The organism is Amycolatopsis sp. cmx-4-83 (assembly GCF_046548815.1).
Taxonomy (GTDB): Bacteria; Actinomycetota; Actinomycetes; order Mycobacteriales; family Pseudonocardiaceae; genus Amycolatopsis; species Amycolatopsis pretoriensis_A.
In genome coordinates, this window is sequence record NZ_JAEBEF010000007.1 from 442,861 (window position 1) to 466,085 (window position 23,225).

22 protein-coding genes are annotated in these 23,225 nt (G+C 74.2%); 21 read left to right on the forward strand and 1 reads right to left on the reverse strand.

The genetic code is table 11. The features are described 5' to 3' along the window. Nucleotides 1-29: 29 nt before the first annotated feature. The 16 genes from ACLJQM_RS23695 to ACLJQM_RS23770 are packed head-to-tail and all read left to right on the forward strand — an operon-like array spanning nucleotide 30 to nucleotide 16,554. Entirely contained in the window at nucleotides 30-815 is a 786-nt protein-coding gene (locus ACLJQM_RS23695; RefSeq protein WP_247011619.1) for an SDR family NAD(P)-dependent oxidoreductase, read from the forward strand. A gap of 27 nt (nucleotides 816-842) precedes the next feature. Continuing rightward, nucleotides 843-1,772, forward strand: coding sequence for an aromatase/cyclase (locus ACLJQM_RS23700; protein WP_360773484.1), 930 nt, complete (start codon nucleotides 843-845; stop codon nucleotides 1,770-1,772). Beyond that, nucleotides 1,769-3,727 carry an SDR family oxidoreductase gene (locus ACLJQM_RS23705; RefSeq protein WP_410632792.1) on the forward strand — a complete coding sequence of 653 codons (1,959 nt, stop codon included), beginning with the start codon at nucleotides 1,769-1,771 and terminating at the stop codon, nucleotides 3,725-3,727. The genes ACLJQM_RS23700 and ACLJQM_RS23705 overlap by 4 nt, the downstream gene beginning before the upstream one ends. Before the next feature lie 5 nt (nucleotides 3,728-3,732). Further along, nucleotides 3,733-4,926: an MFS transporter gene (locus ACLJQM_RS23710; RefSeq protein WP_410632793.1), complete on the forward strand. Its 1,194-nt coding sequence runs from the start codon at nucleotides 3,733-3,735 to the stop codon at nucleotides 4,924-4,926. After that, the gene (locus ACLJQM_RS23715) at nucleotides 4,923-6,023 is read left to right on the forward strand and encodes a carboxyl transferase domain-containing protein (protein ID WP_410632794.1); all 1,101 of its coding nucleotides are present in this window, start codon (nucleotides 4,923-4,925) and stop codon (nucleotides 6,021-6,023) included. Before ACLJQM_RS23710 ends, ACLJQM_RS23715 begins: the two co-directional genes overlap by 4 nt. 35 nt (nucleotides 6,024-6,058) lie before the next feature. Then, nucleotides 6,059-6,937: an SDR family oxidoreductase gene (locus ACLJQM_RS23720; protein ID WP_410632796.1), complete on the forward strand. Its 879-nt coding sequence runs from the start codon at nucleotides 6,059-6,061 to the stop codon at nucleotides 6,935-6,937. Then, entirely contained in the window at nucleotides 6,934-7,581 is a 648-nt protein-coding gene (locus ACLJQM_RS23725; RefSeq protein WP_410632797.1) for a putative quinol monooxygenase, read from the forward strand. Before ACLJQM_RS23720 ends, ACLJQM_RS23725 begins: the two co-directional genes overlap by 4 nt. A 1-nt stretch (nucleotide 7,582) precedes the next feature. Further along, entirely contained in the window at nucleotides 7,583-8,803 is a 1,221-nt protein-coding gene (locus tag ACLJQM_RS23730; RefSeq protein WP_247011611.1) for a cytochrome P450 family protein, read from the forward strand. Next, nucleotides 8,800-9,021, forward strand: a complete 222-nt coding sequence (locus ACLJQM_RS23735) for a ferredoxin (protein WP_360773465.1) — start codon at nucleotides 8,800-8,802, stop codon at nucleotides 9,019-9,021. The genes ACLJQM_RS23730 and ACLJQM_RS23735 overlap by 4 nt, the downstream gene beginning before the upstream one ends. Continuing rightward, complete coding sequence (locus ACLJQM_RS23740) at nucleotides 9,018-9,779, forward strand: class I SAM-dependent methyltransferase (protein ID WP_410632798.1); 762 nt, start codon at nucleotides 9,018-9,020, stop codon at nucleotides 9,777-9,779. The genes ACLJQM_RS23735 and ACLJQM_RS23740 overlap by 4 nt, the downstream gene beginning before the upstream one ends. Further along, nucleotides 9,776-11,059, forward strand: coding sequence for a nucleotide disphospho-sugar-binding domain-containing protein (locus ACLJQM_RS23745; protein ID WP_360773459.1), 1,284 nt, complete (start codon nucleotides 9,776-9,778; stop codon nucleotides 11,057-11,059). The genes ACLJQM_RS23740 and ACLJQM_RS23745 overlap by 4 nt, the downstream gene beginning before the upstream one ends. Beyond that, nucleotides 11,056-12,036: a Gfo/Idh/MocA family protein gene (locus ACLJQM_RS23750; protein WP_410632799.1), complete on the forward strand. Its 981-nt coding sequence runs from the start codon at nucleotides 11,056-11,058 to the stop codon at nucleotides 12,034-12,036. Before ACLJQM_RS23745 ends, ACLJQM_RS23750 begins: the two co-directional genes overlap by 4 nt. Next, a complete protein-coding gene (gene rfbB / locus ACLJQM_RS23755) occupies nucleotides 12,036-13,016 on the forward strand; it encodes a dTDP-glucose 4,6-dehydratase (protein WP_410632801.1) in 981 nt (326 codons plus the stop codon). Before ACLJQM_RS23750 ends, rfbB begins: the two co-directional genes overlap by 1 nt. 9 nt (nucleotides 13,017-13,025) lie before the next feature. Further along, a complete protein-coding gene (gene rfbH, locus ACLJQM_RS23760) occupies nucleotides 13,026-14,339 on the forward strand; it encodes a lipopolysaccharide biosynthesis protein RfbH (protein WP_410632802.1) in 1,314 nt (437 codons plus the stop codon). Next, complete coding sequence (gene rfbA, locus ACLJQM_RS23765; protein ID WP_247011604.1) at nucleotides 14,336-15,223, forward strand: glucose-1-phosphate thymidylyltransferase RfbA; 888 nt, start codon at nucleotides 14,336-14,338, stop codon at nucleotides 15,221-15,223. The genes rfbH and rfbA overlap by 4 nt, the downstream gene beginning before the upstream one ends. Before the next feature lie 11 nt (nucleotides 15,224-15,234). Continuing rightward, on the forward strand, nucleotides 15,235-16,554 hold the full coding sequence (locus ACLJQM_RS23770) for an NDP-hexose 2,3-dehydratase family protein (protein WP_410632803.1): 1,320 nt from the start codon (nucleotides 15,235-15,237) through the stop codon (nucleotides 16,552-16,554). Between the two features lie 3 nt (nucleotides 16,555-16,557). On the opposite strand, the gene ACLJQM_RS23775 is transcribed toward ACLJQM_RS23770, so the two are convergent. Continuing rightward, entirely contained in the window at nucleotides 16,558-17,202 is a 645-nt protein-coding gene (locus tag ACLJQM_RS23775; RefSeq protein ID WP_247011600.1) for a TetR/AcrR family transcriptional regulator, read from the reverse strand. 102 nt (nucleotides 17,203-17,304) lie between these two features. Between ACLJQM_RS23775 and ACLJQM_RS23780 the strand changes: the two genes are divergently transcribed. From ACLJQM_RS23780 to ACLJQM_RS23800, 5 genes are all read left to right on the forward strand, one after another. Further along, nucleotides 17,305-17,916, forward strand: a complete 612-nt coding sequence (locus tag ACLJQM_RS23780; RefSeq protein WP_247011598.1) for an NADPH-dependent FMN reductase — start codon at nucleotides 17,305-17,307, stop codon at nucleotides 17,914-17,916. After that, nucleotides 17,913-19,361, forward strand: coding sequence for a DHA2 family efflux MFS transporter permease subunit (locus tag ACLJQM_RS23785; protein WP_360773442.1), 1,449 nt, complete (start codon nucleotides 17,913-17,915; stop codon nucleotides 19,359-19,361). Before ACLJQM_RS23780 ends, ACLJQM_RS23785 begins: the two co-directional genes overlap by 4 nt. Beyond that, on the forward strand, nucleotides 19,358-20,128 hold the full coding sequence (locus ACLJQM_RS23790) for a HisA/HisF-related TIM barrel protein (RefSeq protein WP_410632804.1): 771 nt from the start codon (nucleotides 19,358-19,360) through the stop codon (nucleotides 20,126-20,128). The genes ACLJQM_RS23785 and ACLJQM_RS23790 overlap by 4 nt, the downstream gene beginning before the upstream one ends. Nucleotides 20,129-20,588: 460 nt before the next feature. Beyond that, on the forward strand, nucleotides 20,589-21,824 hold the full coding sequence (locus ACLJQM_RS23795) for an MFS transporter (RefSeq protein WP_410632805.1): 1,236 nt from the start codon (nucleotides 20,589-20,591) through the stop codon (nucleotides 21,822-21,824). Then, on the forward strand, nucleotides 21,821-23,209 hold the full coding sequence (locus ACLJQM_RS23800) for a trehalose-6-phosphate synthase (protein WP_410632806.1): 1,389 nt from the start codon (nucleotides 21,821-21,823) through the stop codon (nucleotides 23,207-23,209). Before ACLJQM_RS23795 ends, ACLJQM_RS23800 begins: the two co-directional genes overlap by 4 nt. Nucleotides 23,210-23,225: the final 16 nt, after the last annotated feature.

The following is a 23,225-nucleotide window of genomic DNA, read 5'->3' on the forward strand; positions in this document are numbered from 1 at the left end:
CGGCCACCCCCACGACGACGGGAGCAGGAATGACCGACCAGGAAGGCCGCACCGCGGTCGTCACCGGCGCCACGAGCGGGATCGGGCTCGCCGTGAGCAAGCTGCTGGCCCGCCGGGGCCTGCGCGTTTTCCTCGGCGCACGCACCGCCGAGAACGTCGCCACCACCGTGAAGGAGCTGCGCGACGCCGGCTTCGAAGCCGACGGGGCCGCGTGCGACGTGCGGTCCGGCGAGGACGTGACCGCGTTCGTGCGCGCCGCCGTCGACCGGTACGGCCCGGTCGGCGTGCTCGTCAACAACGCCGGCCGCCCCGGTGGCGGTGTCACGGCGGAGATCGCCGACGAGCTGTGGCTCGACGTCATCGAAACCAACCTCACCAGCGTGTTCCGGGTGACCCGCGAGGTCCTCACCACCGGCGGCATGGTGGCGGCCGGCCACGGCCGGATCGTCAACATCGCCTCCACCGCGGGAAAACAAGGCGTCGTGCTGGGCGCGCCGTACTCGGCGTCCAAGCACGGGGTCGTCGGGTTCACCAAGGCGCTCGGCAACGAGCTGGCCCCGGCCGGCATCACCGTCAACGCGGTCTGCCCCGGCTACGTGGAAACCCCGATGGCCGAACGGGTCCGGCAGGGTTACGCGGCCGCGTACGGGACGTCCGAGGACGAGGTGCTGAAGAAGTTCCAGGCCAAGATCCCGCTCGGCCGCTACTCGACGCCGGACGAGGTCGCGGGCCTCGTCGGCTACCTGGTGACCGACACCGCGGGCTCGATCACCGCGCAGGCGCTCAACGTCTGCGGCGGGCTCGGCAACTTCTGATCCGGCGAGCAGGACTGGAGGACGACCATGCGCGAAGCGGAACACGACATCCTCGTCGACGCGCCGGCGGACGAGGTCTACCGGCTCGTCGCGGAAGTGGCGAACTGGCCGCGGATCTTCCCGCCGACGGTCTTCGTCGACCACGTCGAGCGGGGCGAGAGCACCGAGCGGATCCGGATCTGGGCGACCGCCAACGGCGAGCCCAAGAACTGGACCTCGCGCCGCGAACTCGACCCCGCGGCCCGGCGGATTTCCTTCCACCAGGAGGTTTCCACGCCGCCCGTCGCCGAGATGAGCGGCACCTGGATCGTCGAACCGGTGTCGGCGGCCACGGCGAAGGTGCGGCTCCTGCACGCCTACCGCGCGGTCGGCGACGACCCGGGCGGCCTGGCGTGGATCGACCGGGCGGTCGACACGAACAGCCGGTCGGAACTGGCCGCGCTCAAGCACAACGTCGAGCTGGTGACCAACCCCGAGCTGACGTTCTCGTTCACCGACACCGTCCGGATCGACGCCCCGGCCAAGGACGTGTACGACTTCGTCGACCAGGCCGGGCTGTGGGCCGAGCGGCTGCCGCACGTCTCCTCGGTCGACCTGCGCGAGCCGAGCCCCGGATTGCAGGTGCTGCGGATGGACACCCGCGCGAAGGACGGTTCGGTGCACACCACCGAGTCGGTCCGGGTGTGCTTCCCGCACCACCGGATCGTCTACAAGCAGACCACGCTGCCCGCGCTGATGACGCTGCACACCGGCCGCTGGGACTTCGCCGAGGAGCCCGGCGGCGGCACGACGGCGTCGTCGGAGCACACCGTCGTGCTCAACACCGCGAACATCGCGAAGGTGCTCGGGGCCGACGCCGGGGTCGCCGAGGCCCGCGAGTTCGTCCGGACCGCGCTGAGCACCAACAGCCGGGCCACGCTCGGTTTCGCGAAGGACCACGCGGAAGCGCGGCCGTGACCCGCCCCGAGGCCGCCGACGTGCTCGTCGTCGGCGCCGGCCCGGCCGGTTTGCTGCTGGCGCACGACCTGAGCGCCGCCGGCGTCGCCGTGACCGTGCTGGAGCAGCGGACCGCGCCGCACACCGAGTCCCGCGCGTCGACGCTGCACGCCCGCACGATGGAGCTGTTCGCCGAACGCGGGCTGCTCGACGAGCTGGGACCCCCGCCACGCGGCGGGGCGGGCCACTTCGGCGGGCTCGGGCTCGACCTGACCGAGGCCGATCCGGAACACCCCTATGCGGGGCAGTGGAAAGCGCCGCAGACGGAGGTCGAAGCCGTGCTCGCCCGGCGGGCGGTGGCGCGCGGCGCGGACCTGCGCCGCGGGCACCGGGTCACCGCGCTGACCGAGCACGGGCCCCACGTCGAGGTGACCGCGACCGGACCGGCCGGCCCGGCCCGGTGGCGGGCCGCCTTCGTCGCCGGCTGCGACGGCGAGGACAGCACCGTGCGCCGGCTGGCCGGCATCGGCTTCCCGGGCCACGACGCGAATCGGGAGCTGCTGCGGGCCGACGTCCGCGGGATCGACGTGCCGGACCGGCGGTTCGAACGGCGGCCCGCCGGACTCGCGATCGCCTCACGCGGGCCGGACGGGACGACCCGGCTCATGGTCCACGAATACGGCCGCGCCCCGCGCACTTCGCCGGGGGAGCCCGGGTTCGCCGAGTTCGCCGAGGTGTGGCGCCGCGTCACCGGCGAGGACGTCTCGCACGGCGAAGCCTTGTGGGTCAACGCCTTCGGGGACGTCCGGCGGCAGGCGGAGCGGTACCGCGCGGGCCGGATCGTGCTGGCCGGCGACGCGGCCCACGCGCAGCTCCCGGTCGGCGGCCAGGCGATCAACCTCGGCCTCCAGGACGCCGCGGAGCTCGCCCCGCGGCTGGCGGCCCAGTTCACCGGCGGGCCCGACGAGGCGCTGCTGGCGGGTTACCACGACGTCCGGCACGCGGTCGGGCGGCGCGCGCTCGCCGGCATCGAAGCCCAGGCGAACCTGCTGCTCGGCGGCCCGGAGGTCGAGGCGCTGCGCGAAGTGGTCGGGGAGCTGCTCGAGCTCGGGCCGGTGCGCCGGCACCTCGCCGCGGCGATCAGCTCGCTCGACACCCCACGCCCGGCCGCGCGCCCCGGCGCCGGCCCCACCACCCCCAGGAGGACGGAAATGGCTCAGCTGAGCGGAAAGACCGCGCTGGTCACCGGGTCGAGCCGCGGCATCGGCCGCGCGACCGCCGAGCGGCTCGCCCGCGCCGGCGCGCTCGTCGCCGTGCACTACGCGGAAAACGAGGACGCGGCCGCCGAGGTCGTGGCCACCATCGAGGGCGACGGCGGACGGGCGTTCGCGGTGCGCGCCGACCTGGCCGCACCCGGCGGCGTCCACGAGCTGTTCCTCGCCCTCGAACTCGGGCTCAAGGAGCGCACCGGGAGCACCGACCTCGACATCCTGGTCAACAACGCCGGCGTGATGGGCGGGGTGGCCCCGGAGGACATCACGCCCGAGCAGTTCGACCGGCTCTACGCGGTCAACGCCAAGGCGCCGTTCTTCCTCGTCCAGCGCGCCCTGCCGAACCTGCCCGACGGCGGCCGGATCGTGAACATCTCCTCGGGCCTGACCCGGTTCGCGAACCCGCAGGAGGTCGCGTACGCGATGACCAAGGGCGCGGTCGACCAGCTCACCCTGCACTTCGCCAAGCACCTCGGCCCGCGCGGGATCACCGTGAACAGCGTCGGGCCGGGCATCACCGACAACGGCTCGCCGGTCTTCCGCAACGCCGAAGTCGTCGCGCAGATGGCGTCGCTCTCGGCGTTCGGCCGGGTCGGGGAGACCGACGACGTCGCCGCGGTCGTCGAGTTCCTCGCCGGCCCCGGCGCCCGCTGGATCACCGGGTCCTACGTGGACGCCAGCGGCGGTACCCTGCTGGGCGGCTGAGGACCGTGGCGCAGACGGCAGGTCCGGTCCGCGCGGCCCCGCGGCCGCTGGTCTTCGTGCTCGCCGGGACGATGCTGCTCGACGCGCTCGAGGTGTCGGTGCTCGTGCCCGTGCTCCCGGCGCTGGCCGGGGCGTTCGGCGCCGGGCCGGGGCAGGCGCAGTGGCTGCTGACCGCGTTCGCCGCCGGGTTCGGTGCGGTGCTGCCCGCGGGCCCGTGGCTCGCGGCCCGGTTCGGCACGCGGCGGGTCTACCTGGCGGCGTTGCTCGCCTTCGCGGCCGCGTCCGTGCTCGCCGGCGTGACCGGGGACTTCGCGGTGCTCGTGGCGGCCCGGCTGGTCAAGGGCGCGTGCGCCGCGCTCACCGCGCCCGGCGGGCTGGCCGTGCTCACCGCCGCGGTCCCCGAGGGCGACCGGCAGCGGCGGGCGGTGGCGCTGTACGCGGCGTTCGGCGCGGCGGGCTTCACCACGGGCCTGCTGGTGTCGGGTGCGCTCGCCGGCGCCGGACTGCGGTGGGTGCTGCTGTTCCCGGCGCCGGTCGCGCTGGTCCTCGCCGGGCTCGCCGCCGCGGTGGTGCCCCCGGACGCGCCGCGGGCGCCGGTCGCGGCGTTCCCGCGGGGACTGGCGCGCAACGGCCCGTTCGCGCGGTCGGCGTTCGGCGCGGCGGCGCTCAACGGCACGTACCTGACGACCCTGCTGGTCACGACCTACGCGCTGCACGAACGCGGCTGGAGCCCGCTCGCCGTCGCCGCCGGCTGCCTGCCCGCGTGCCTGCCGGTCGCGCTGACCTCGCCGGTCACCGCGCGGCTGGTCGCGGCGATCGGCACCGCCCGGCTGATCGCCGCCGGCGCGGTGGCGGCCGCGGCGGGCTACGCCTGGCAGCTGCTGCCGCTGCCGGGGGACGGCTACCCGCGGCTGGCACCGACGCTGGTGCTGGCCGGTCTCGGGTTCGTCTTCGCCTTCGGCGCGCTCAACGTCCAGGCGGTGGCCGCGCTGCCGGCCGCGGCCCGGGCCAGGGCGGTCCCGGTCTACCAGAGCTGCGTGCAGTTCGGCGCGGTGGCCGTGGTGCTCGCGGGCGTGGCGGTGGCCGGCCTGGACGGTCCGGTGTGGACGGTCGTCACGGCGGTGGGGGGCGCGGGCGCGGCCGTCGCGCTCGCCGGGTGGCGGCGCGCGTCCGCGGAGTCTCGAGGAGGAAGCAGATGAGCCTGAACACGCTCGACCACCCCGGCGCACCGGCGCGCCGGCACGACCGGTGCCTGCTCACGGCCCGGGAACGGATCTCCCTGCTGCTGGACCCTGGCTCGTTCACCGAGCTCGACCGCGGCGACGGCGTGCTCACCGGGCGCGGCGAGGTCGAGGGCCGCCCGGTGCACCTGTGGGCGCACGACCTGCGCTTCGCCGGTGGCGCGCTGGGGGAGGCGTCCGCCGCGGGGATCCAGCGGCTGCTGGACACCGCGCTGGCCGAAGGCACCCCCGTCGTGGCGCTCGACGACTGCGCCGGGGTGCGGGAGGACGTCGCCGCGCCGGACGGCTACGGCGGCACGCTGCGCCGGGCGGCCGCCCTGGCGGGCACCGTCCCGCAGATCACCGTCCTGCTCGGGCCCTGCCCGGGCGGCACGTCCTACGGCGCGGCACTGGCCGACTTCGTCTTCGCCGTCCGCGGCGCCGCGGCCCCGGCCACGGCGCAGTTCGTGCACGACGACGAGCCGACGTGCCTGGAGGACGTCCGGCGGCTGCTGACCCTGCTGCCGCCCAACCGGAACGAACCGCCCCGCACCGAGCCGTCCGAAGACCCGCCGGAACGCCTGGTGCGCCACTGGTCCGCCCTCGACGTCGGCGACCTCATCGCGGAGGTCGTGGACGACGGCGACTGCGTGACCATCGGGACCGGGCCGGGCACCCGGTGCGCGCTGGCCCGGATCGGCGGCCACGCGGTCGGCCTGGTGGCGGCGTGCGACCGCGCGGCGGGCGCCGGCGACGCCGCGCGGTTCGTCGGGTTCTGCGACACCTTCGGCATCCCCCTCGTCACGGTCGCGGACGTGCCGCCGGTCCGGCCGCACCCGGCGCTGCTGGCGGCGTACTGCGCGGCGACCACGCCCCGCATCTCGCTGCTGCTGCGACCGGCGGAAGCAGGCACCGGCCTGACGCTGGACTCCCGCCCGCTCGGCGCCGACGTCTGCCTGGCCTGGCGGCACGACGGACCGCGCCCGGCGGCCGACGAAGTGATCCAGCCCGCCCAGACCCGGCGGGTGCTGGTGCGGTGGCTCGCGGTGCTGCGCGCGCGGGCGGTGCCGCGGTGAAGCCCCCGGAAACCCCTTCAGGGAAAGGAAAAGCCGTGTCCGTGAAACCCCAGACCGTCCTGGTCGTCGGGCCCACCGGCAACGTCGGGCCGCACGCGCTGGCCCAGCTCCTCGAAGCCGGGGTGGCGGCCCGCGCGCTGGTGCCGCCCGGTGACCCGGCCGTGGCCCGGATCCCCACCGGCACCGAGGTCTTCGAAGGCGACCTGGCGGACCCCGAAAGCCTGGTGCCCGCGCTCGACGGCGTCACCGGCGTGTTCCTCATGTGGCCGTTCTTCACCCTCGACGTCAGCACCGCGCCCGCCGTGCTGGAGGTGATCAGCCGGTACACCGGGCGGGTCGTCTTCGTCTCCTCGATCGGTGTCCACATCGGACTGGAGCCGGTGGACAACAACTGCCACGCCTACCTCGAGCAGCAGATCGAGAAGGCCGGGCTGACGTGGACCTTCCTGCAGACCACCGGGTTCGCCTGCAACGCGCTCGGCTGGGCCGGCCAGCTCGATGGCGGCGACGTCGTGCGGTTCCCCTACGGCGGCGCCGTCCGGACGCCGGTCCACGAAGCCGACCTGGCCGCCGTCGGGGTCCGCGCGCTCACCGAGGACGGCCATGAGAACCGCCGCTACGTCGTGACCGGGCCCGAACCGCTCTCGCAGGCCGAACAGCTGCGGATCATCGGGGCGGCGGCCGGGCGCGAGCTCGCGTGGGCCGAGGTCGCCCACGACGCCGCGCGGCAGGCGATGGTCGGGGCCGGCTGGCCGCCCGCGTACGCCGACGGCGCGCTCGAGTACTTCGCGACCCTGGTCGAGGCGCCGGAGACGCGCACGGACACCGTCGCCGAGGTGCTCGGCAGGCCCGCCCGGACGTTCCGCGACTGGGCCGAAGAGCACGCGGACCGCTTCAGGCGCGGTGCGGCGTGACGACCGGCGACGAGGGGTTCGCCGGGTTCTGGGTGCTGTCGGCGGCGGACGCCGCGGCCGCGCGGCTCCTCTCCGCGCAGCTCGACGACGAAATGCTGAGCCTGCGCGACGCGGCCGGGTTCCGGTCGGCGCGGCTGCACCTCGGCGTCGACGGGCGGACCGTGGTGCTCCGCCACGGCTGGCGCGGCGCCGCCGACCACGCGGCCTTCCGCGACGGGCCCTTCGCCCAGCGGCTGCGCGGGGTGGCAGGCCGGGCCGGCGTGCGCGCCCCGCGCTGCTACGGCGGCGAGCTCGTCGCCCGCATCGAAGGCCCGGACGCCGGTGCCGCGCCCGGGGTCGTCGTGCTGGCCGTCCGGCACGTCGGCGGCCGCCGCAGCGCCCTCGCGCTCACCGAGCTGCTGGAGCGCAGCGGGGACTGGAAGCGGGAGTTCCCGGGGTTCATCTCCGCGGACGCCGCGATCGGCCCCGATCACACCACGTTCGTCAACTATCCACAGTGGACCGATGTCGCCGCGTTCGACGCCTACATGGCGGATCCGCGCAACGCCGCGGGCCAGCCGGGGATCGCCCGGCTCGAAGCGGCCGAGCCCGTCATCGTGCGCTGCTCGGTCGTCGCCGAGGTGATCGCCGTGGAAAGGAGCTGAAATGACCACCCCCGCCGAAGCACCCCCGGCCGGGCTGTTCACCGCCGGCTACTACCAGGACCCGTACCCGACGCTCGCCCGGCTGCGCGAGCACGACCCCGTGCACGAGTTCCGCTTCCCGGTCGGGGACGTGCGCATGTGGCTGGTCACGCGCTACGACGACGTGCGCGCCCTGCTCGCCGACCCGCGCTTCTCCTCCGAGGGCGGCACCTGGGGCAATTCCGAGTTCCGCGAGGCCGGCCTGGTCAGCGGCGCGGGCAGCGTCCTCGAACGCGCGGTCACCGTGGTCGACCCGCCCGCGCACACGCGGCTGCGCCGGCTCGCGATGAGCGCGTTCACCACCCGCCGCGTCGAGCGGTGGCGGGACGAGCTCACCGGGCTGGTGGACCGGACCCTGGACCGCTGCGCCGCGCTCGGCACGTTCGACGTCATGGACGACTTCGCCGGCGTCGTCTCCTCGGAGATGCTCGGCGCCATCCTCGGCCTGCGGATCGAGCGCCACCGCGACCTGGTGGACGCGCTGACCCAGGCGTTCCCGTCGGACCCGGCGCTGATGGACCGGGTGCCCGCCGGGTTCGCGCGGATCTGCGAGTACGCCGAGGAACTCGTCGCCGAGAAGCGCCGCACGCCCGCCGACGACCTGACGTCCGCGCTGGTCGAGGCGTCCGAAGACGGCGACCGCCTCGACGAGCGCGAGCTGGTCGCGATGGTGGCGGCGATGATCATGGCGGGCAGCGACACCGTCCGCGCGTTCCTCGGCAACGCGGTGCTCGCGCTGCTGGACCACCCGGACCAGCGGGCGGCGCTGACCGGCGGCGCGGACACCACGGCCGCGGTGGAAGAACTGCTGCGCTACGAAGGCGCGCTGACCACCGCGCTGTTCCGGGTGACCACCGAAGACGTCGACTTCGCCGGCACCCGGCTGCCCGCCGGCTCGCCGGTGATCGCCGGGCTGCTCGCGGCGAACCGCGACCCGCGGCGGTTCCCCGACCCCGGACGGCTCGACCTGGCCCGGACCGGGCCGCGGCACGTCGGCTTCGGGCACGGCCTGCACAACTGCCTCGGCGCCGCGCTCGCCCGGCTGGAGATCGGGCTGTCGGTGACGGCGCTGTTCCGCCGGTTCCCCGGGCTGCGGCTCGCGACCGGACGCGCGGACGTGCGCTACATCGAGAACTGGGCGATGCGGCGGCTGACCGCGCTCCCGGTGGACGCGGCGCGATGAGCGGGCCCGCCGTCCGCGTCGACCGGGCCCTGTGCTGCGGGTCCGGGTCGTGCGAGGTGATGGCGCCCGGGCTGTTCCGGGTCGGTGACGACGGGTTCGCCGTCTTCCGGCCCCCGGCGGCCGGGGCGTGGGACGCGCAACTGCTGGAGGACGTCGCCCGGTGCTGCCCCACCGGCGCGATCACGGTGCACGGGACCGACGAAGGGAGCGCCCGATGACCCAGGAGACCGAGCAGGCCGCCGACACCGAGCAGGTGATCGGCAGGCTGTGGGAACGCAACTACGACCCGGGGACCCGCGGGATGATCACCGGGCTCGGCATCCGCCCGGACTGGCGCTGCCTCGACCTCGGGGCCGGCCTCGGGTCGATGTCGCGCTGGCTGGCCGGGCAGGTCCCGCGGGGCTCGGTGCTCGCGCTCGACCGCGACACCACTGCCCTGGCCGGCGCCGCGGCGGACAACCTGACCGTGCGGCAGGCCGATCTGGCCGGAGCCGACTTCCCGGACGGCTCGTTCGACCTCGTGCTGGCCCGGGCGGTGCTGTCGTACCTGCCGGACCCGGAGGCGGTGCTCGACCGCGTGCACCGCTGGCTCGCGCCGGGCGGGTACCTCGTCGCCGAGGACTTCTACTTCATGCCGAGCGACGACTGCGCGACCCCGCTGGGCCGCCGGGTCGTCGAGGGCTACGCGAAGGCGGCCGCGGGCGCGGGCCTGGACTGGCGGCTCGCCCGCCGGCTGCCGTCGCTGCTCGCGCGCACCGGCTTCGAAGCCGTGGAGCAGACCGTCCGGCCGCTCGGGCCGGGGCAGGGTGAGGAGGAGAACGAGCTGATGCGGGCGCGGATGAACCTGCAGGGCGCGCCCCTGGTGGAAAACGGCCTGGTCTCCGCCGAAGACGTCGCCGAGTTCGTGGCGACGCTCGACCGGCCCGAGGTCCGGGACGTCACCACGCTGCTGTTTTCGGTGCGGGGGCGGCGATGAAGGTCCTCTTCTGCGCTCCTTCGGCGTTCGCGCACCTCAACCCGCTGGTGCCGCTGGCGGGCGCGCTGCAGGGCGCCGGCCACGAGGTCCGGGTGGCGACCCACCCGGAGATGACCGGCGCCGTGCGCGCGCTCGGCCTGACCGCGGTCGCGGCGGGGGAGTGGGACTTCCCCAAGGCCAACGCGCACGAGAGCGACGCGCTGTACGAGCGGGTGCTGGAGCTGATCGGCGACGAGGGCCGCGACCGCGCGCCCGGGCGGCCGCCGTCGAAGATGGTGCTGCGCGGGTTCCGCCGCTACTACGACCCGGAACCGCCGGGGGCGCGCGGGAACCTGCTCGCCGACGACCTGGTGGCGTTCGCCCTGCGGTGGCGCCCGGACCTGGTCGTCTGGGACTCGATCTCGTTCCCCGCCGCGATCGCGGCGCGGGTCTCCGGCGCCGCGCACGCCCGGGTGCTGTGGTCGGTGGACGACGTCGCGTGGCTGCGCGCCGTGCTCAACCGCGTCACCGCCCGCCCCGGCGCCCCGGCCGACCCGATGCTCGCGCACATGCGCCCGATGCTGGAGCGCTTCGGCGTCGAGTTCGGCGAAGACCTCCTGCTGGGCCAGTTCACCCTCGACGCCTACCCCGGCGTGCGGTTGCGCACGCCGGCGCCGGAGCTGCGGTACGTCCCGCTGCGGCCGGTGCCCTACACCGGCACGATGACCGTGCCGGACTGGCTGGACGACCCGGGCGGGCGCCCGCGGGTGGCGGTGTCGCTGGGGGCGGGCATCCGGAGCTTCTTCCCCGGCGGTACCAGCAAAGTCGCGGCCGAAGAGCTCTTCGAGGTCACCAGCGGGCTGGACGTCGAGGTCGTCGCGACGCTGAACGAGGCGCAGCTGGCGTCCGTCGGGCACGTGCCGGACCACGTCCGCGTCGTGGACTACCTGCCGCTGAACCTGCTGATGCCGACCTGCTCGGCGATCATCCACCACGGCGGGGGCGGGACGTTCGCGGCCGCTGTCGCGCACCGGGTGCCGCAGCTGGTCTGGAAGGAACGCAGCGTCTACTACGACGACATCGCCCGGCTCGTCGAAACGAGCGGGGCCGGCCTGGTCGTCGACGACGAGCCGTTCGCCGCGGACGTGGTGCGCAAGCAGCTCACCCGGATCATGACCGAGCCGTCGTTCGCCGCCGGTGCGGCCGAACTGCGGCGGGACGCGCTGGCCGTGCCCGCGCCCACCGAAGTCGTTCCCGTGCTGGAACGGCTGACCGCCGAGCACCGCGGGGTGACCCGGTGACGCCGGTCCGGCTCGGCGTGCTCGGCTGCGCGTCGATCGTCCGGCGCCGGATGCTGCCGGCGGTGGCGCGCCGCACCGACGTCGAGCTGGTGGCCGTCGCGAGCCGGGACGAGACGAAGGCGAAGAGCGTCACCGCGGAGTTCGGCGGGGAAGCGGTCGAGGGGTACGAACAGCTGCTCGCCCGCGACGACCTCGACGCCGTCTACGTGCCGCTCCCGGCGGCCCTGCACGCGGAGTGGGTCGAGCGCGCGCTGCGGGCCGGCCTGCACGTGCTGTGCGAAAAGCCGTTGACCGGGACGCTGCCGGCCAGCCTGCGCCTGGTCCGCCTCGCCGAGGAGCGCGGGCTTTCGCTGGTCGAGAACTTCATGTTCGCCCGGCACGCCCAGCACGCCGTGGTGCGGGAGCTGGTGGCCGCGGGCGCGATCGGCGAGATCCGCAGCCTCACCGCGGAGTTCGCCTTCCCGCCCAAGCCCGCCGGCGACATGCGCTACACCGCGGCCGGCGGCGGCGCGCTCGTGGAGATCGGCGGCTACCCGCTGCGGACCGCGCTGATGCTGCTGGGCGACGACCTTGCGGTCGCAGGCGCGGTCGTGCGGCACAGCGCCGGGCACGGCGTCGACCTCTCCGGCGCCGCGCTGCTCACCGACCCGGCCGGGCGCACCGCCCACCTGACGTGGGGCATGGAGCACGCCTACCGGGCGAGCTACGAACTCTGGGGCGAGACCGGGCGGATCGTCGTGGAGTGGGCGTACACGCCGCCCGCCGGGCACCGGCCGGTGCTGCGGATCGAGACCCAGGACCGGATCGACCGGCGGACGCTGCCCGCCGACGACCAGTTCGGCAACGTGCTGGCCGAGTTCGCCCGGTCGGTGCGGACCGGCGTCCCCGGCGAGCTGGAAGGGCGGAACGTGCTGCGGCTGGCCGCGTTGTTCGACGAGGTCGCGGCGGCCGCGCGGGTGTGCGGGGCGGTGGGGTGATGCAGATCCTGGTCACCGGGGGAGCCGGGTTCATCGGCTCCGCCTACGTCCGCGGCCTGCTCGCCGGTGCCTACCCGGGCACGGACGGCGCGCGGGTCACCGTGCTCGACAACCTCGGCTACGCCGGCCGCCGCGACAACCTCCCGGCCGCACACCCGCGGCTGGAGTTCGCCGAGGGCGACGTCCGGGACACCGCGCTGCTGGCCGCGCTCGTGCCCGGGCACGACCTGGTGGCGCACTTCGCCGCGGAGTCGCATGTGGACAGATCGCTGGCCGCGGCGGGCGACTTCCTGCGCACCAACGTGGAGGGCACCGGCGCGGTGCTGCAGGCGTGCGCCGACGCCCGCGTGGCCCGGGTCGTGCACGTGTCCACCGACGAGGTGTACGGCTCCATCGACGACGGCGCCTGGACCGAGGACTCGCCGCTGCTGCCGAATTCGCCGTACGCGGCGTCCAAGGCGGCGTCGGACCTGGTGGCGCGCGCGTACTGGCGCACCCACGGCCTCGACGTCTCGATCACGCGGTGCTGCAACAACTACGGGCCCCGCCAGCACCCCGAGAAGGTCATCCCGCTGTTCGTCACCAACCTGCTGCGGGACCGGCCCGTACCGCTCTACGGCGACGGGCGCAACGTGCGCGAATGGCTGCACGTCGACGACCACTGCCGCGCCGTGCACGCCGTGCTCACCGGCGGCCGCGCCGGCGCGGTGTACCACGTGGGCGGCGGGACCGGGCTGAGCAACCTGGAGCTCACCCGGCGGCTGCTCGAACTGTGCGGGGCCGGCGAGCGGCTGGTGCGCCGCGTGCCCGACCGCAAGGGGCACGACCGGCGCTACGCGCTGGACGACAGCCGCATCCGCACCGAGCTGGGCTGGGCCCCGCGCGTCCCGTTCGACACCGGGCTGGCCGCCACGGTCGCCTGGTACCGCGAAAACCCCGGCTGGTGGGCCGCTTCCGCGAGCCGCGCCGCCGCGCTGTGAGGAGGACGCATGACCGACCGCAGGAATTCGATACTCGACGACGTCCGGGCCTACCACGCCGAAGCCGGAACCGGGCGGGGGTTCGTGCCCGGGGAAACCGAAATCTGGCCCTCCGGCGCCGTGCTGGACGCCGACGACCGCGTCGCGCTGGCCGCGGCCGCGCTCGACCTGAAGATCGCCGCCGGCGGGGCGTCGAGGACGTTCGAATCGCGCTTCGCCCGCAAACTCGGCCGCCGCAAGGCGCACCTGACCAACTCCGGCTCGTCGGCCAACCTGCTCGCGCTGTCCGCGCTCACCTCGCCGCAGCTCGGCGAGCGGCGGCTGCGCCCCGGTGACGAGGTGATCACCGTCGCCGCCGGGTTCCCGACCACGGTGAACCCGATCCTGCAGAACGGCCTGGTGCCGGTGTTCGTCGACATCGAGCTGGGCACCTACAACACCACGGCCGAGCGGGTCGCGGCCGCGGTGTCCGACCGCACCCGGGCGATCATGGTCGCGCACGCGCTCGGAAACCCTTTCGAGGCCACGGAAATCGCCCGGCTCGCCGAAGAGAAGGACCTGTTCCTCGTCGAGGACAACTGCGACGCCGTCGGCTCGACCTACGACGGGCGGCTCACCGGGACCTTCGGCGACCTCACCACCGTCAGTTTCTACCCGGCCCACCACCTCACCATGGGCGAAGGCGGCTGCGTGCTCACCGCGGACCTGGGCCTGGCCCGGATCGTGGAGTCCCTGCGCGACTGGGGCCGGGACTGCTGGTGCGAGCCGGGGGAGAGCAACAAGTGCCTCAAGCGGTTCGACTACCGGCTGGGCGACCTGCCGGCCGGCTACGACCACAAGTACATCTTTTCCCACGTCGGCTACAACCTGAAGACGACGGACCTGCAAGCCGCGCTGGGGCTTTCGCAGCTGGCGAAGCTCGACGAGTTCTGCGCGGCGCGGCGGCGGAACTGGCGGCGCCTGCGCGACGCCGTCGACGGGCTGCCGCACCTGCTGCTCCCGGAAGCGACCCCGCGTAGCGACCCGAGCTGGTTCGGGTTCGCGCTGACCGTCACGGCCGACGCGCCCTTCACCCGCGCGGAACTGGTGTCGTTCCTGGAAGAACGCAAGATCGGGACCCGGCGGCTGTTCGCGGGCAACCTCACCCGCCACCCCGCCTACCAGGGGCAGCACTACCGGGTTTCGGGCGAGCTGACCAACAGCGACGTCGTCACCGAGAACACGTTCTGGGTCGGGGTGTACCCGGGGCTGACCGACGAGATGATCGACTACGTCTCGTCGTCGGTGAAGGACTTCGTCGGCGGACGGGCGGCGAAGCGGTGAAGGGCGTCATCCTGGCCGGCGGGACCGGCTCGCGGCTCGGCCCGGTCACGCAGGCGACGTCCAAGCAGCTGCTGCAGGTCTACGACAAGCCGATGATCTACTACCCGTTCTCGGTGCTCCAGCTCGCCGGGATCCACGACATCCTGCTCATCACCACCCCGGCCGACCGGCCCGCCTACGAGCGGCTGTTCGGCGACGGGAGCGCGCTGGGGATGACCATCTCCTACGCGGAGCAGGACCGGCCGCGCGGGATCGCGGACGCGTTCCGGCTCGGCGCCGCGCACATCGGGGACGAGCCGGTGGCGCTCATCCTCGGGGACAACATCTTCCACGGCCCGCGGTTCCCGACGATCCTGGCCGACGCGATCAAGAACCTCGACGGCTGCACGCTGTTCGGCTACCCGGTCGCCGACCCCGAGCGCTACGGCGTCGGGGAGGCCGACGAGACCGGGCGGCTGGTGTCGCTGGAGGAGAAGCCGGCGCGGCCGCGGTCGAACCGGGCGATCACCGGGTTGTACCTCTACGACAGCGAAGTCGTCTCGATCGCCGCGCGGCAGCGCCCGTCGGCGCGGGGCGAGCTGGAGATCACCGACGTCAACCGGGCCTACCTCGACCGCGGGCGCGCGACGCTGGTCGACCTGGGCCGCGGGTACGCCTGGCTGGACACCGGAACCCCGGACGCGATGGCCGAGGCGGCGAAGTACGTGCAGATCATCGAAAACCGCCAGGGCGTGCGGATCGCCTGCATCGAGGAGATCGCGCTGCGCATGGGGTTCATCGACGCGGCCGCGTGCCACCGGCTCGGCGCGGCGATGTCGGGCTCGGACTACGGGCGGTACGTCATGCAGATCGCCGAAGCGGCCGGCGCCCCGGCGCTCGCGTAGGGAGGGAAATCGTGTTGTTCCACGACATCGGGCAATGCCTGGACTGGCTCGCCGAGCGCGACCGGGCCCAGGACTTCACCGTCACCCGCACCCGGCTCGACCGGATGCCCGGCTGGGCGGTCGATCCCGTCACCGGCGACCTCGCCCACCGCAGCGGGCGGTTCTTCACCGTGGAGGGGCTGGCGATCGGCACCGACCACCGCGACGTCGAGGCGTGGACCCAGCCGATCATCGTGCAGCCCGAGATCGGCATCCTCGGCATCCTCACCCGCGAGATCGGCGGTGAACCGCATTACCTCATGCAGGCCAAGGTGGAACCGGGCAACGTCAACGGCGTCCAGCTCTCGCCGACCGTCCAGGCCACCAAGAGCAACTACACGCGCGTGCACCAGGGCAGCCCGGTGCCCTACCTCGACCACTTCCGCAGCCCGCGCCGCGGCCGGGTGGTCTTCGACTCGCTGCAGTCCGAGCAGGGCTCGTGGTTCCTGAGCAAGCGCAACCGCAACATGATCATCGAGGTGACCGAGGACGTGCCCGTGCGGCCCGGGTTCTGCTGGCTGACCCTGGCGCAGCTGGGCGAGCTGCTGCTGGCCGACAACGTGGTGAACATGGACGCCCGGACGGTGCTGTCCGGGCTGTCGTTCGCCGCCGGGGCGGCGCCGGGCCCGGCCCGCACGGCCGAACTCGTCAGCTGGTTCACCGAGGTCAAGGCGCGGTACCGGCTGAGCCGGACGCGCACGCCGCTGGCCGCGCTGCCGGACTGGGAGCGGGGGCCGCACGAGATCCGCCACCGCGACGGACGGCACTTCTCGGTGATCGGCGTCGACGTCACCGCCGGGCACCGCGAGGTGAAGAGCTGGTCGCAGCCGATGATCGCGCCGCACGGGCGCGGGGTCGTCGCGTTCCTCGGCCGGCGGGTGGCCGGCCGGCTCGAGGTGCTGGTCCAGGCCCGCACGGAGGCGGGGACGCACGACGTCGTCGAGATGGCGCCGACGGTGCACTGCATCCCGGCCAACTACCCGGCCGGGGGCCGCCCGCGGTTCCTCGACGAGGTGCTCGCGGCACCGGCGTCCGCGCGGCTGCTCGACGTCGTCCACTCGGAGGAGGGCGGCCGGTTCCACCACGCGGAGAACCGGTACCTCGTCGTCGAAACCGAGCCGGGCGCCGACCTCGACGTCCCCGACGACTTCTGCTGGATGACCCCGGCCGAGCTCGCCGGGTTCGTCGGCCACGGCAGCTACGTCAACGTCGGCGCCCGGTGCCTGCTCGCGTGCCTGAACCTGGCCGCCGGTCCCGTCCTGGACGGCGCGCGCTCGCGCGTCGCCGCCTGAGGGTCAGGGGAGGTAGCCGTGCAGGAACACCCGGACGCCCGCGGTGGCGAGCTCGGCGATTTCGGCGGCGGGGACGGGGATCGCGCCGTGGTAGCTGCGGCTGTCCACCTCCGCCGCCGCGAGCAGCGACAGGTGGAACGCGGCGCGCTCGGGGTCCTCCACGCGCAGCAGGCCGCGCTCGGCCAGCTGCCGCAGCCGCGCCGCGAGCTCCGCCTGGACGCGGTGCGGGCCGGCCTGCTGCCAGGCCGCCAGCACCGCGGGCGGGAGGTGGCCGGCCTCGGCCCGGATCTGCTGCACGAGCGCGAAGTGGTCGGCGAACTCCGGGTTCGGCCGGGCCCAGGCGACGGCGAACGCGGTGAGCGCCGCCTCGACGTCGGTGACGGCGCCGAAGTGGCTCTCGAGCAGGGCGAGCTGGGCCTCGGCGACCTCGGTCGCGCTGGTCTGGATGACCTCCTGGAACAGCCGCGCCTTGTCGCCGAAGTGGTTGTACAGGGTGCGCGTGGAGACGTCCGCCGCGGCGGCGATCGCGTCGATGCTCGCCCGGCTGTAGCCCTCGCGGGCGAAGGTGACCCGGGCGCCGTCGAGGATCGCGCGGCGCTTGTCGCTGGAGCGCTGGGGGCGGCGCGCCGCCGCTTCGGTGCTGTTCATGCGCTGATCCTAACCGATGTACAACGCCCGTTGCATCGGTAAAGTACAACGTGTACTGTACTTGGCGAAGCCTCCCGAGTATCCGCAGCAGAAGGAGTCACCATGACCCGGATCGCCGTCATCACCGGCAGCACCCGGCCGCGCCGCCGCGCGGCCCTGGTCGCCGCCTGGGTGCTCGAGGTCGCCGAACGGCACGCCGGCTCGGGCGACGTCAGCTTCGAAATCGTCGACCTGGCCGACTTCGACCTGCCGCTGCTCGACGAGCCGGTACCGGCGGCGATCGGCGACTACGCGAACGAGCACACGCGGCGCTGGGCGCGCGTCATCGACGGGTTCGACGGTTTCGTCTTCGTCACCCCGGAGTACAACCACTCGTACCCGGCCGCGCTGAAGAACGCGATCGACTACCTCTTCGCCGAGTGGGGCGACAAGGCGGCCGGGTTCGTCAGCTACGGCCTGCACGGCGGCATCCGCGCCGTCGAGCACCTGCGGGCCGCGGTGTCCGAGGTCAAGCTCGCGGACGTGCGCTCGTGCGTGGCGCTGTCGCTCTTCGCCGACTTCAAGATCACCGACATGACGCAGCCGGGCGAGTTCGCGCCCGGCGACCACCAGGAGCCGACGCTCACCCGGATGATCGACGAGGTCGTGGCCTGGTCGACGGCGCTGGCCCCGCTGCGCGCGGGCCGGGCGGCGGCGGGAGAGGTGCCGGCGTGACCCGCGCGGACGCGCCCGCCGCACCGGCCACGGGTGACCGCATCGGCTGGCCGGTCTGGCGGCTCGCGCTGGTCATCGTGTTCGGGGCGTTCGCGTCCGGGCTCGACGCTTCGCTGACCAACATCGGCCTGGACACCATCGGCGACGACCTGCACGCCGGGCTCGCCGAGGTGCAGTGGGTCGCGACCGCCTACATCGTCGCGCTCGCCGTTTCGCTGCCGCTGTGCGGCTGGCTGGGCCGCCGGCTCGGCCCGGGGCGGCTCTGGCTGATGGCCCTGGTGGCCTTCACCATCGCCTCCGGGCTGTGCGCGGCCGCGCCCGACGTCGGCTGGCTCATCGCCCTGCGCGTCGTCCAGGGCCTGGCCGCGGGCCTGATGGTCCCGGCGGGCCAGACGATCATCGGCCAGGCGGTCGGCGCCGCGCGGCTGGGCCGGGTGATGTCGACGCTCGGCATCGCCGCGGCGCTGGCCCCGACGCTCGGCCCGGTGGTCGGCGGCCTGGTGCTGCACGCGCTGTCGTGGGAGTGGCTGTTCCTGATCAACCTGCCCATCGGCGCGATCGGCCTGCTGCTCGGCCTCCGCTACGTCCCCCGCGGCGAACGCGGCGGCGCAACCCCGCTCGACTGGTGGGGTTTCGTGTGGATCGGCGGCGGCCTCCCGCTGCTGGTGTACGCGCTGACGGCGTGGAGTTCGGCGGGCACGATGGCGGCCTGGCCGGTGCTCGCGCCGCTCGTGCTCGGCGTCGCGGGCCTGACGGTGTTCGTCCTGCGCACCCGGCGCCGGGCGAACCCGCTGATGGACCTCGGGCTCTACCGGCGTCCGGTGTACGTCGCGGCCAGCGGCGCGGCCGTGTTCAGCGGCGCCCTGATGTTCGGCGCGGCGCTGGTTTTCCCGCTGTACTTCGAGATCCTGCACCACGACGGCGTGATCGGCACCGGCCTGCGGATGCTCGCGCTCGGCATCGGCACGGCGGTCGCGCTGCCGCTCACCGGCCGGCTGACCGACCGCTACGGCGGCGGCCTGGTCGCGACGTGGGGCAGCGTGGCCGCGCTCGCGACGACGATCGCGTTCCTCTTCGTCGGCGCCGACGCGAACGCCGACCCGGTGCTGATCGAGGTCCTGCTGGTGCTGCTCGGCGCGTCGGTCGCGGCGACCGCGGTCCCGCCCGGGATCGCGGCCTACCAGACGGTGCACCCGGACCAGCTCCCCGACGCCACCACGCAGGTGAACATCGTCCAGCGCATCGGCGGCGCCCTCGGCGGCTCGCTGTACACGGTCACCATCGCCAACGGTCTCGAGGCAGGCGAAGAGCACGCGTTCCGCGGGGTGTTCTGGTGGCTGACCGGCTCGGCCGTGCTCGCGTTGATCTGTTCGCAATGGCTCCGCATCACCCTCCACCGCGCCCGCACCACCCGTGAACCGCTGGAAAGGACGGACGAACAGTGACCATTCCGCACATCGGCGTCGTCGCCGACGAACCGTGGCTGAAGATCGGCGCCCGCGAGTTCCGCTCGAGGATCCTCGTGGGGATCGAGCAGTACGACTCGGTCCCGCTCGTCCGAGACGTCCTCAACGCGGCGGGCGCGGACGTCTTCATCACCACCGTGGACCCGGACAACCGCCGTTCGAGCCTGCTGCTGATGGACCTGGCCGACGAGCTGCCGCTCGACGACTTCACGTGGATCGGCACGACGTCGTTCGCCCGCACCAAGGAAAGTGCCTTGCGCAGCGCCAGAATCCTGCGCGATTCGCTGGGCATCGAGATCCTGAAGCTCGACGTGCGCGGCGACGACAACACGCCGGACAACGCGGGCACCGTCGAGGCGGCCCGCGAACTGCGGGCCGAGGGGATGGAACTGCTGCCGTTCATCCTGCCGGACCTGGCCACCGCCCGCGCCCTGGAGGAGGCGGGCTGCGCGGCACTGCGCGTGATGGCGTCCCCGGTCGCTTCGGGCCGCGGGATCGCGAACCCGGCGGCGATCCGGGAGCTGATCGAGCAGATCGGCATCCCGGTGGTCGTCGAGGGCGGGATCGGCAGCGCACGGCACGTCGCCGAGGCGATGGAGCTGGGAGCGTCGGCAACGCTGGTGAACACGGCCTTAATCCGCGCGGAGTCCCCGCTGCTGATGGCGGCGGCCATGCGCCAGGCGGCGTTGGCCGGGCTGCTGTCGTACGAGTCCGGCCCGATGCCGGAGGTAGCAGCCGCGGTCTGACCCGGTGCGGCTTGCGCCGGCCTTGCCGCGGCTGCCGGTGCTGCACCAACCCGAGGCAGACAGCGGAAATTGCCGCCACGCTCCGGCGCGGCGGGTGACGCCCGTCGGTTCGCAAGTTCCGGCCGGGGTCGCAAGTCGTTGCCGCGCTTCGAGTGTGGTCGCCGGCGCCGCCCGGGTGCGGTTCGCAAGTCCCGGCAGGACCGCAAGTCGTTGCCGCGCTTGGTGCCGGGCCACCCGGTCCGCCATCACGAACTCGCTGCCGCACCTCACCGTGTGGCAGCCGGCAGTCGCCGCCGCGGGTTGGCGTGGCGGCGCTACAACCGGCGCGGCAGCTGAAGCCGCGCTTGGTGCCGGGCCACCCGGTCCGCCACCACGAACTCGCTGCCGCACCTCACCGTGTGGCAGCCGGCAGTCGCCGCCGCGGGTTGGCGTGGCGGTTCGGGGAAACGAGGGGGAAGCTTTGTCGTCGGAAGTCCCGGTGCAGCCGCACCGGCCGGTCCCGCCACCACCGCGGGGCACCGCCGCGGTCCCGGCCCTGGTGGCGCTCGCCACCGCGGTCGGCAGTACCGGGCTCGCGGCGGGCGGCACGGCCGGTCCGTTGCTGGCCACCGCGATGACCGGGTCGGCCGCGGCGGCCGGGCTTCCGGTCGCGATGAACCTCGCCGGCCAGGCCGGTGCCGCCATCCTGATCTCGCGGCTGGCTTCCCAGGGCCGCCGCGGTCCCGGGTTGGCGGCCGGGTTCGCCGTCGGCGCGGCCGGCGCCGCGCTGGTCGTGCCGGCCGGCGCGAGCGGCAGCTTCCCCCTCGTTCTCCTCGGGAGCGTCCTGCTGGGTGCCGCCAACGCGGCGGTCTTCCTGGCACGGTACGCAGCGGCCGCGGTGGTTCCCCCGGACCGCCGCGGCCGCGCCCTGGGGCGGGTGCTGTCCGCGACCGCCGCCGGCGCCGTCGTCAGCCCGGTCCTGCTGGGCCCCGGCGCGGTGCTGGCCGCGCACGCCGGCCTCGTCCGCGAGTCCGGCGCGTACCTGGTGGCCATCGTGGCCTTCGGGGCCGCGGCCCTCGCGTTCGCCGCGCTGTCCCGCGCCGGTCTCTCCGGCGGACGTCCGGAAGGCGCCGAGACCGGGGGTGTCCTGCGGGCCCTGCGCTCGTCCCGCGCGTGGCCGGCGATCTCCGCGCTCGCGCTGACGAACTTCGCCATGGTCGGCGTCATGACCGTGGCGCCGGTCCACCTGAGCGCGGGCGGTGACGGCCTGACCGCCGTCGGGCTCGTGGTCGCACTGCACGTCGTGTGCATGTTCGGCCCGTCCGCGGTCACCGGCGCGCTCGCCGACCGGTTCGACCCGGTGTACCTCATCGCGGCCGGCGGCGTGTTCCTGTTCGGCGCCGGCGTGCTCGGCGCCATGGCCGGCGAGCACGACCCCGTGGCGATGACGCTCCACCTCGTCCTCGTCGGACTGGGCTGGAACGGCGGCGTGGTCGGCGGCAGCGCCCTGCTCGGCGCGACCGCGTCCCCCGGACTGCGCACCCACCTCGAAGGAATCGGCGAGGCGGCGATGGGACTGGCGGCCGTGGTGGCCGCACCCCTGGCCGGCGTCGTCTCGGCGATCGGCGGTTACCGCGGCCTGGCCGCGGGGCTCGGCGTCTTCGCCGCCGCCGGTCTGGCCCTCACTTGCACGCGCGCCAGGAGGCGACCTTCATGAGGATTCTGACCTGCAGCAACAGTTGCCCGCGCTGGGACGGCGGGGTGCTCGCGCCCCGCTCGCCCGGCGGTCTCGCGCCGATGCTCGTCGCGTTGCTCGAACAGCACGGCGGGCACTGGATCTTCACCGCGCCGCCCGACCGGCCGGACGCGCCGGACACCGTGCGGATCGGCGAGGACGTCTTCCTGCACCCGATCGAGCCCGGGGAAGACCTGCGGCGCAAGCACTACGACGAAATCTCCATCCGGCTCCTGCTCGGCCTGCTGCACTACATGCACGACACCTCGGCCCAGCCGGTGTTCGACGACGCCCTGTGGGCCGCCTGGGCCGGCTACGAGGAGGTCAACCGCACCTACGCCAAGCGGCTCGCCGAGCTGGCCGCGGGCGGCGAGGACACGCTCGTCCTGCTGAACGACCCGCACCTGATGCTGGTCCCGGAGTTCTTCACCGCGGAGCAGCCCGTCCGCGGCAAGCTCACCTACTTCCTCGGCACGCCCTGGTGCGAGCCGGACTACTTCGCGCTCATCCCGCGCCGCATCCGCGTCCGGCTCCTGACCAGCCTGCTGCGCTGCGACGTCGTGGGCTTCCACGCGACCCGGTGGGCCGACGCGTTCCTGCGCTGCTGCGCCCGGTACGTGCCGGGCGCCGTCGTCGACGGGCGGAGCGTGCGCCTCGGCGGGCACCGGACGGAGCTCGTCGCGACGCCGTTCCCCCTCGACACCGCCACGATCGACCGCATGACCGGCGAAGCCGCGATGAAGCGGTGGCGCACCCGGCTGGCGCGGTGGTCGCACGGGCGCCGGATCATGCTGCGCGCCGACCGGCTGGACCTGTGGAAGAACCTGCCCCGCGGGTTTCGCGCCTACGAGCTGCTGCTCGAACGCCGTCCGGAGCTGGCGGCGGAGTGCTGGTTCGCCGCGGTCGTGACGACGCCGAGCCGCGCCGCCGGCCGCCACCGCGCCCACGCGGAGGAGACGGAGGAGATCGTGCACCGGATCAACGCCCGGTTCGCGACCGGCGGCCGGGAGGCGGTTTCGCTGATCCGCCCGGCCGCGGACGACGACTCCCGCCACTGCGTCCTGGCCGGCCTGAGCATGAGCGACGCGGCGGTGGTCAACTCGACCTACGACGGCCTCAACCTCTTCGCCAAGGAGGCCGCGTACCTGCTGCCGGACGACGCGACACTGCTGCTGTCGGAGAACGCCGGCGTGATCGAGGGCCTCGGCCGCTTCGCCGTCGGGATCGACCCGTTCGACCTGACGGCGACCGCCGAAGCAATGGAGGCGGCCCTGACCCGGCCGGGGTCATCGCTGCGCAGCGAGCGCCGCGCGGCCCTGCGCGAGGAGACCGTGGCCGGCTGGGTGAAGGGTGTTTTCGGGCTCTGACCGGAGCCGGGAACGC

Excerpts from the sequence above, each read along its gene's own strand:
- ACLJQM_RS23700 (WP_360773484.1), top strand. The coding sequence starts at position 843 with ATGCGCGAAGCGGAACACGACATCCTCGTCGACGCGCCGGCGGACGAG.
- ACLJQM_RS23745 (WP_360773459.1), top strand. The coding sequence starts at position 9,776 with ATGAAGGTCCTCTTCTGCGCTCCTTCGGCGTTCGCGCACCTCAACCCG.
- ACLJQM_RS23735 (WP_360773465.1), top strand. The coding sequence starts at position 8,800 with ATGAGCGGGCCCGCCGTCCGCGTCGACCGGGCCCTGTGCTGCGGGTCC.
- ACLJQM_RS23800 (WP_410632806.1), top strand. The coding sequence starts at position 21,821 with ATGAGGATTCTGACCTGCAGCAACAGTTGCCCGCGCTGGGACGGCGGG.
- rfbB (WP_410632801.1), top strand. The coding sequence starts at position 12,036 with ATGCAGATCCTGGTCACCGGGGGAGCCGGGTTCATCGGCTCCGCCTAC.
- ACLJQM_RS23775 (WP_247011600.1), bottom strand. The coding sequence starts at position 17,202 with ATGAACAGCACCGAAGCGGCGGCGCGCCGCCCCCAGCGCTCCAGCGAC.
- ACLJQM_RS23740 (WP_410632798.1), top strand. The coding sequence starts at position 9,018 with ATGACCCAGGAGACCGAGCAGGCCGCCGACACCGAGCAGGTGATCGGC.
- ACLJQM_RS23715 (WP_410632794.1), top strand. The coding sequence starts at position 4,923 with ATGAGCCTGAACACGCTCGACCACCCCGGCGCACCGGCGCGCCGGCAC.
- ACLJQM_RS23780 (WP_247011598.1), top strand. The coding sequence starts at position 17,305 with ATGACCCGGATCGCCGTCATCACCGGCAGCACCCGGCCGCGCCGCCGC.
- ACLJQM_RS23695 (WP_247011619.1), top strand. The coding sequence starts at position 30 with ATGACCGACCAGGAAGGCCGCACCGCGGTCGTCACCGGCGCCACGAGC.
- ACLJQM_RS23730 (WP_247011611.1), top strand. The coding sequence starts at position 7,583 with ATGACCACCCCCGCCGAAGCACCCCCGGCCGGGCTGTTCACCGCCGGC.
- rfbH (WP_410632802.1), top strand. The coding sequence starts at position 13,026 with ATGACCGACCGCAGGAATTCGATACTCGACGACGTCCGGGCCTACCAC.